Here is a 6104-nt window from a genome sequence, read left to right as displayed (position 1 = left end):
CTTGTGTCCGCAGAGGCCGTGTGCAGTCGGGTTCGTGTTGCATTGGTGCTGGGACGATTCCGGGCGCGGGTTCGCGATGCAGATCGCCGCCGGTGTGGCGATAACCGACCGGGCGCTGTGACTGACGTCACTATCGCTGGGGTCAGCATGGTCCCATGACCTTCTGTTGGTGTTTCGGGTGATTCGACGGAAGGCGGGTAATGCCTGCCGCCGGGTCGTTGGCGGTGCGAAGCCGAAGGATCTCGTCGTGCTGGGCAGCGATCCGGGACAGGGCCTGAATCCGGAATTCGGTGAGCTCCTGGATTGTCGAGTTAGCGTGGACAAGAGTATTTTTCAGCTTTTCGACTTCTGTTTTGAGGCGTTCGATCTGCGCGGCCTTCGGGTCCGGGGTTTCTCCGGCCTGCTGGAGTTGCGCGAGGCGGTGCTCGAATTCGGCGCGCAGGTGGGCGTATGGGCGGGTGCCGTAGAAGGCGGTGCGGTCGACCCCGGCTTCGAGTGCGAGGGTCTTGATATCGCAGTTGCCGCCGGGTGGGATCTCGCCGCGCAGCAGCCGGTCCATGGCGGCGCGGATGCGGTTCTCGTTCTGGATACGTTGGGCGGCAGCAATTCTCATGCCTGTTCCTCGGGTGCGCTGGTTCGGGTGGCCGTGTCGATACTGGTGATGACCCGGACGGCCCGGTCGAAGTCGGCCTGCAGGCGAGCGTGTTCGGTGGTGCGCGTCTTGCCGAGTTGGCCGAGAAAGATCTTCGTCCGTTCGGCGTGCTCAGCCCAGACGGGCCGGTGATGCTGATGGTGGGTGGCCTGCGGGCAGCGTCCGGAGTCACACATGCCGATCATCGGTCGGTCCGCGGACGGGGTGCCCGCGAGTTTCAGGCAGAGCGCGCGGGAGGGGTCGGTGAACCAGCAGTAGTTCGCGGGGCCAAGGTGCAGCGCCTTCGCGCGTTTGGACAACAGGTTGAGGATGTCGCGGTCGTTGCGCTGGATCTTCGGCGCCGCAGTCGCTTCGGTGTTCAGTTCGGCGTCGATGGTGGCGAAGAATTCGGTCAGGCTGCGAGCGCCGGGGCCGGCGGGCAGAATGCCTTGCTGATAGTTGCGGAACTCAGTCAGCACGAGCTCGAGTTTATGGTCGGCCTCGAGCTTGTTCACTTCGCCCAGCAACTCCGACTGGGCGCCGCCCGGTCGAGCAGCATAGCCCTCTGTAGTTGCAGCAGCGATATGTTTGAGGTGCAGTTTTGCTGCGAGAACCCCGCCGGGGCGGTGGGCCATCTCCAACGCAACCGTCCTCCTGAGCATACGCAGTGCCACTGGTTCGTCGGGGATCGGGGCGAGTCCGAGGCGGGCTCCGGCCGGGGAATTCACCCAGGCGCGGAACCAGAGGTAGCGGACTCGGAAGCTGAACCGGGACAACAGCAGAGCGCCGTCGCGGGGGTCATCGTGGAGCTGCTCGATGAGCTCGATCGCTTGGTGGACGGGTTCGATGACGACCCATTCGTCGTCGGTGCCGCCGAGGCCCTGGCCCTTGATGATCTTGCTGACGACGCGGTAGCGCTTCAGACCGGGGATCGGTTCCTCGACCCGACGGCAGCCGACCCGCAGTTCCATCAGCTCACTGGCCCGCATTCCGGACGCAGCAGCCAGGACCACTATGGCGGCGGTGCGGGCGATGCCGATCAAGGCGGCCGCTTCGGATCGGTGCAGTGGCAGTGTCCAAGGCAGCAGGGTTGTGCCGTCGGCGGTTGGGGCCTCGGCGGCGTCGCGGCCGAAGATCTTCTCGACCCCGACGGTGCTGAGGGTGTCGATCAGCGGTTCGCGCAGTGCGGGCATCCATTTCGCCCAGAACTGGACGTAGCCGGCCTGCCGAGCCAGGACCCCGGTGGAGACCGGCAGCAGCGGGTCGCTCGCGTCCCAGCCGGCGGTGAGTCTGCGGTTGACGTCATGCTCTTCGAGCATCGGCAGCGGTGTGCCGGTTGCCTGGTGGTCGGCCAGCAGCCTCTTGACGGCGCTGACCATCGCCGGGGAGCGGTGACGAAGCCCAGGGGCCCCGGTGGCCCAGACGTTGTCGATTTCGCGGATCTGCTCGTTCAGCTCGACAACGTGCGGGCCGAGGGCCTGGACCAGGTGCAGGGCCGCGGCGAGCATCGGTTGCAGCACTTCGGCGCGGACGGCCGGTGTCTTGTTTCCTTCACGGCCGGAAGGCATTTCAGCAACCGCGGATGCTGTCGCACCGCCCCAGGGGCGCAGATCGGCCGGAACCCGGTCGGAGGTGAACACGTCACGGTAGTCGACCAGATCGACGATCATCTGCGCGGCAGCGCGGCGGACACCGGCGCTTTGCTCACCCACGACGACACCGTCGGCGTCGACGACGTAGCGCCGGAACGCCAGGTATTGCTCGCAGAGATGGGTGTCGAGTTCGGCGAGGGTAGTAATGCCCCGCTGATCGAGCCAGCCGAAGAACTTCCCGGCCTCGTAGAGCCGGCTGTAGCAGCTGGTCAGCTGCAGGGCAGTGCGGTAGGCGCGCGGGAGCCGGACCACGGCATCATGAGTGGGGACCAGCAGCGCCAGGATCAGCTCCTTGGCTACAAGCCGGCAGCGAGGGTCGGTGATGGTGGTGAAGTCGAATCGGCGCCGGTAGAGGGCCATTTGGACTGGGAGTCCGATCACGTCGGTGAAATCCCACAGGTCGTCGTCGAAAATCGGCCGTGGCGTGCGGTCCGGCAGTGTGAGCCCGGCGTCGCGGCAGACGTCCGCGCCGGTGAACGGGGACCGACGTTGGGCGTCGGGTGCCGTAGTCGCGATTGTGCTCGTCATGCGGTGAGTTCCTCGGGGCGCAAGGGGATTTCGTCGTCGCTGTCGGTGACATGGGCGGCTGCGGCGGCGAGTTCGGCGGGGTCGAAACGGTCGAGGATCTGGTCGATCCGGGCGGCATAGGGGCCGAAGACGGTCATGAAGTGGGCGGCGGGCATCTGCTGCCACTGGCGGGAGAAGAACGCCTTGAGCCGCAGCAAGTTCACCGCGTGCCTCGGGGCGAACACCGCCAGCGGGCAGAGCAGACAGACCCAGGGACGTGCCGGGCATGGCTTCCCGGCCGGTCCGTGCAGCCCGGCCAGCTGATCGGCGCAGGCCGCGGTGAACACATCCCGCGCGCCGCCGACCAGCTCTGCGAGCACGCCGTCGTCGAGCTTCATCGCTGCCAGCAGCTGCGGGTAGCCCACGGCGAGTGCAGCGGCGTCGTCCTCGGTGATCACGGTCGGTGGGTGCGCACGGCGAAGGAGGTCATGCTGGGCGTCGGCGATGATCATCTCGACGGCCTGGCGCTGGCCGGGAGTCGTCGCCGACAGGTAATGGTCGCCCTCGACCGCGGGCGTGTGGTTCGGGTCGATCGTGGCGCGCGCGTTCCCGGTCCAGGACTTCTTGTCCCGCATTGCATGATGGGTGGTGCGGATGCGGGACCGGTGCAGTTTCATCGGCTGGCCGTCGTCGCCGACGATGTCGTAGCGGCGCATCCACCGGCCAATCGCCGACCGGTTCACGTCACCGAGGCGGCGGGAGTAGCCGGGCTGGCTCATCCCCAACCACAGCGTGGTCCGCTCCTCCGGCGGCACGAAGCTGCGCAGCAGCGCCGAGTGCGCCAGCCACTGCTCGAGTAACCGCACCGCCGGCCGTGGCAGCGTGGTGCTCTCGGCGGCGGTGCGGCGTTTGATGTAGGACAACAAGATTGTCGAGTCCCCGGCCCAGTCGATATCTCCGATCTCCAGGTCGGCGATGCCGTCGGGGACGATGCCGGAGTAGATCCCGAACAGCAGCCGGTAGACGATCACGACGTCGAGGTGCGGGAACATCGCCAGCGCAGCCTCGTGGAAGACAGCAGTGACTCCTCGATGGCGGAAGACGTTGATGGACATGCCAATTGCTTCAGCAGCGTCGCTGCTGCCGATCGGGCCGAGCGTCGACAACAACCAGCAGAAGTTCTGGTGAGTCCACACACCCGCGCCCGGATGCCGCCCTCCGGCGGCAGACGCCAGCGCGCGCCGATGCGCGGCATAGGAGTCGTCGACCTGCTGTCGGCAGAGCGCGGTGAGTCGCTGCCATTCGCTTTCGGAATACGGCGGCAACGGGCGTCGATTGCGGTGAAGGTTGAAGTGCCGTCCCGCGGCCAGTTCCAGCACCCCGTCACCGAGACGGCCGCCGGATCGCGCATAACCTTCCACCAAGTACCGTGTCAGCGACTCCAGCCAGTTCGGGCCCGCCATCCAGAACTGCGCCAACTGCCCGCGACGCAGATCACCGGCACCGCCGGTGAAACCCTGATCAGCGAGTGTTCGCACCATCCTGTGCAACCCGCGCACGTAGTGGCCGACCGAGCCAGCAGTATCGGCACTGCCGTGCGGGTGGATCAGCTCCACCAGCCCGACGGCCAGATCACGCGCCAACCGGGAGTTCCCTGTCCCCTCCAGGTCGAATTCCGCTCTGCTCCCGTCGCTGAACACGCAGCTCAGACCGAGCGGAGTATCGACTACCCTCGTCGGCATCACAACACCTCGTCGGTGTCGTCGTCGAACTCGGCGTCGGCTTCCCGCTGCGCCGCGGTATCCTCGGTGAGTCCCGCTGCGGCTCCGGCGGTTTCGTAGGCTTGCCGATAAATCCGTGTCGTATCAAGGCGTTTCACGTACTTCTCGGTTGTGAGAACGGTCGAATGCCCGAGCAGATCCCGCAGCACCAGCAGCGGATCGGCCTTGGTCAGATAGAACACCAGCGCCGCGTCGGCGTCGGTGTCACGCACCAGCTTCGCCGCCTGCCGGTAGTAGCCGGTCACCAGATACTCCAAGGTCTGCATCGAGAACGAATGCCGAAGCCGATGCGGATGGACGTGCGGAAACCGTGGCTCGAACCGTGCGCGGATCCGGTCGCTGGTGCGCTCGAACACCGTCGCCCACGCGGTGAACGGGCCACCATCACCCTTCACCGCCAGCAGGCACGACCCGCCGTCGGGCGCCACCAGCCGCCGACGCTCGGCCGGGGTCAGCGACTCCCACGACCGGCGAATGCCGTTGATCCGGCCGCCACGTGCGTCCGGTTCGGTGACCTGCAGCGGCTCGCCCCAGCGTCGTGGTGGCCGCCAGGCCGATCCGTCGGTGACGGCGGCGCGGTCGAGCTGCAGGTAGTCGTGCAGCCCGGCCAGGGCGTCGTAGGAGATCCAGGTGGTGCGGAACTTGCGGCCCTTGGTGATTCCCGCCGGAACCGCCAACGGGATCGGGATCACTGTCGGTGCCGGTGGCAACGCGGGGATCTCCCACGGCAGCAGATGCGTGAACTCGCCCAGCCGAAGCCCGGCCGCCAGCGCGAGATCGCCGATCGCGGCGTTGCGGGTCATCTCCCGCCCGGTGAACCCGGTGTCATGGGTGCCGTCCGGCGCCAATCCACGCAACCCCTTCCGGAACAGGTCGGTGAAGTCCGGTTCCAGGTACTTGATACTCACGTGCGGTTTCGGGGTGCGGCGCACCGCCAAGTTCACCCGGACGTCGCGGCCGGTGCCGGCGAAGACCGCTCGCGCGGACCGGTAGGTGAACGGCTCCGCTGCCGCGTATCCCTCGTCCATCGCCCACCGGTAGAACAGCGACAGGATGCTTATGTGCTGGCCCCAGGTGGCCGCCGCGAACCTCGCCCGGATCGGTCCGGCCGCGCGGTGCTCGGCATACCGGCTCAGCCCGGCCTTGAGCCGGTCACGCGAATCGAACAAGCCCACACCGTGTTCGGCGAGGAATTCCGTCCACTCCTTGACCGCCCGCGCGTAGTTCTCCCACGAACTCGGCGCCGGAGCCCCGCTGGCCGGAAGCAGCCGCAACCACTGGTTGATCACCGTGGTCGGCCGCGGCGCTGCCGGGCCGTCCTCGAACAGCAGATCGTCATCGATCAGCACCGGCATCGCTTCCGGGATCACCGGCCGGTGCTCGACATCCCAGGACTGCCAGCCCGCCGAGGTGAAGTAGCTCAGGATCATGGACGCCGACAGTAGAGACACCACACGACCCGACGCAACGGCCAAACACCCAGGCCGCCCGGCCCTTCCGTGCTAATGCAACACGGGAACTAAGCGGGGACAA

4 protein-coding genes are annotated in these 6104 nt (G+C 67.0%); all 4 read right to left on the bottom strand.

Annotated elements, in window-relative coordinates:
* Positions 1 to 142: 142 nt before the first annotated feature.
* From CYU59_RS19395 to CYU59_RS19380, 4 genes are read right to left on the bottom strand one after another with little or no spacing between them, the layout of a single operon-like run.
* Positions 143 to 613: a hypothetical protein gene (locus CYU59_RS19395; RefSeq protein WP_293001654.1), complete on the bottom strand. Its 471-nt coding sequence runs from the start codon at positions 611 to 613 to the stop codon at positions 143 to 145.
* Positions 610 to 2811 (bottom strand): site-specific integrase, encoded by a 2202-nt coding sequence (locus CYU59_RS19390; RefSeq protein ID WP_293001652.1) that lies wholly within the window; start codon positions 2809 to 2811, stop codon positions 610 to 612. The genes CYU59_RS19395 and CYU59_RS19390 overlap by 4 nt, the downstream gene beginning before the upstream one ends.
* Entirely contained in the window at positions 2808 to 4532 is a 1725-nt protein-coding gene (locus tag CYU59_RS19385; RefSeq protein WP_293001650.1) for a hypothetical protein, read from the bottom strand. The genes CYU59_RS19390 and CYU59_RS19385 overlap by 4 nt, the downstream gene beginning before the upstream one ends.
* A complete protein-coding gene (locus CYU59_RS19380) occupies positions 4532 to 6001 on the bottom strand; it encodes a site-specific integrase (protein WP_293001648.1) in 1470 nt (489 codons plus the stop codon). The genes CYU59_RS19385 and CYU59_RS19380 overlap by 1 nt, the downstream gene beginning before the upstream one ends.
* Positions 6002 to 6104 lie beyond the last annotated feature (103 nt).

Origin of the sequence: Mycobacterium sp. (genome assembly GCF_002863225.1) — a bacterium.
Lineage (GTDB): Bacteria > Actinomycetota > Actinomycetes > Mycobacteriales > Mycobacteriaceae > Mycobacterium.
This window is presented reverse-complemented; position numbering and strand designations above follow the sequence as displayed.